Source organism: Microcoleus sp. PH2017_34_RAT_O_A, assembly GCF_020737885.1.
Lineage (GTDB): Bacteria > Cyanobacteriota > Cyanobacteriia > Cyanobacteriales > Microcoleaceae > Microcoleus.
Genome location: NZ_JAEQDD010000197.1, coordinates 1 through 1,665, shown reverse-complemented (window position 1 = coordinate 1,665; position 1,665 = coordinate 1). Strand labels below are relative to the sequence as shown.

Sequence of the window (1,665 nt, the reverse complement as noted above, 5' to 3'; positions counted from 1 at the left end):
TAGGGCTTGCTGAATAATTGATTGCCAACCAAGAGCAGGAGCGATCAATATATTCAAGCTTGGTTAAAGATAAGTTTTTTCTGTATCGAGTCGCCCCAAGTATAGCTGTAGATTATCTCCCCTAAAAAAACAGGTGTTCTTTTTCCAAATAGACATAAAAACACACAAAAAACCCGACGCCACCAGGTGGCGAGGTTCATTACCAAAAAAGTAATTGCAATAACTGTACCAGATGTATTATCAAGTTTAGCCATCACTCTATTCAGACCGAATCTTCGTTTTCCTTGCCCAAACTTACCCTCAATTGCATTTCTAATTCTCTCATCTTCCAACGCTTGTTTCTTTTTTGATTTACTGACGTTTGCTGGCGGTCTTCCTAGGGGAGGCCCACTGATTCTAATTCCTTTTTCTTTGCACCATGCTCGGTTTTCTCTTGTTCGGTAAATTCGGTCGGCATGAACGGACTCTGGATAATGTCCAGTGAATCGATAATAAGCTTCTACCTGGGCTTTTAAGTCCCCTGACTCATTAAAACTATCCCAGCTCATTCGGTCTAAAAATACATATCCTTCAAAGCAGCTCGCTGACAGTTTAGCTCCAAACTCTACGCTTTTTCCGGCTTTTCCTCTGATTATAGGACGGATGTGGGGTTGACTTAAACTTACTATTCTATGTTCAATACTCTGTTTATTTTTATCAATTAATGATTGCTGTTGGCGATAGACTTCTGTGAGGACTAGCAAGGTTTTATATTGCTTTTTATTCAGAGCTTCTAGGGTCGCACCTGATTCAATTAGCTGTTCAATATGAGCTAGGTTTCTTTTGACATATTGAAGTTGTTTCTTAATTGCCTGTCTTCTTTTTGTGCGAGGTGGCTTTCTTTGTTTAGCCATTAATAAGTAGTCTTTTCGGGCGATATTACGATAGGTTCTTGGTTTTTTTGGGATTTTTTCTTTAACTTGTTTATATAGGATATCTATGATTTTTTCGGTGTGAACTCTCGCTTTGTTTAATAGTCCTAAGTCAGTCGGATAAGTAATGTCGGCTGGTGCACAGGTTGCATCTATGATTAATTTGCCGCGATTGGGTGACTCATTTTTGGCGTCCGAACCCTTTTTTTTTTCGGGTTTAACTGGTGTAATTTCTAGCATCTTTTTGACCATGCTTTCGTTCACTTTATTAATTAGGTTCAAACTAATCCGTTGCCTAAAGTGAACTAATAGAGATGAGTCAAATGGTAGCTCATTACTGTAGCTTGATTGACCGATAAAGTATTGTAAATACGGGTTTTCGCGGCTCTGTTCTACGGTTTCGCGATCGCTAATTCCCAATTTTTCTTTAATAATTAATGCCCCTAATGCTATCCGAAAAGATTTGGCGGGTGCCCCCTTTTTTGTCGGGAAGTTTTGAGCATATTCTGATTCAAATTCATCCCACGGGATTATTTGAGCCATTTTGACCCAACGGTTGAGGATTGATAAATTTCCTCCGAAGGGCAGTTCAAACTCGGAGGGTAAGGAGGGAGCAAGCTCAGCTTTTTTGTACACAATCGCAGGTGATGCACGGGTTTTGATCTATATTACCTGTTTATCTTGCACTTTTTTCTCCCTCGCGCCATCTAAACCTATGCCACGCAATATGTGATTGATTTTTCAGCAAGCCCTA

At 39.8% G+C, this 1,665-nt stretch carries 1 protein-coding gene; it reads right to left on the bottom strand.

Annotated elements, in window-relative coordinates:
- Nucleotides 1-53: 53 nt before the first annotated feature.
- Nucleotides 54-1,547 carry an IS5 family transposase gene (locus tag JGK11_RS32650; RefSeq protein ID WP_293194023.1) on the bottom strand — a complete coding sequence of 498 codons (1,494 nt, stop codon included), beginning with the start codon at nucleotides 1,545-1,547 and terminating at the stop codon, nucleotides 54-56.
- Nucleotides 1,548-1,665: the final 118 nt, after the last annotated feature.